Source organism: Alteromonas alvinellae (assembly GCF_902705805.1).
In genome coordinates this window covers 1-443 of record NZ_CACSIH010000189.1, presented here as the reverse complement: position 1 = coordinate 443, position 443 = coordinate 1, and the positions used below count along the sequence as shown (strand labels likewise).

General features: G+C 40.2%; 1 pseudogene. It reads left to right on the top strand.

Annotation, left to right across the window (positions count from 1 at the left end):
- A pseudogene (locus ACX5KA_RS13890) lies at positions 1-443 on the top strand (hypothetical protein); the annotation flags it as partial.

The window sequence follows — 443 nt, the reverse complement described above, 5'->3', positions numbered from 1 at the left end:
AACGACCGATCGGATTCACCGAAATACGCAAGGTAAAGGTCAAGCAGCAGCGGCTGAGATTAGTCGCGAAGGTGAAAGTTATTTTGAAGATGGAGTAAGCAAACGCAAGCTATCGGTTGACTACTGGATAGATCGGTTGACCAACGGTAAAGAACATTTACATGCTATTGCTCCTGGGATGTATTGCACTAATACTCAATGTTCAATGCGTATCAATATTGATTTAAGTGAATGTGTAGACTGCGAATATGATTTTATTGAAAATGCTGTTTATGCCGAATCCTCCCGTATGGACGCAATGAGAAACGTTGAGTTTTTAAAAGAAAACAATGAATTAAACTCCAGTTCTGCAACCAAATACTTTATGCAGGTAAAAGCTGCGGAAGCGATCATGGATGATCTAGGATTTAAATACGGCGTTTTTCAAGGTAGTTGTCGCCTGA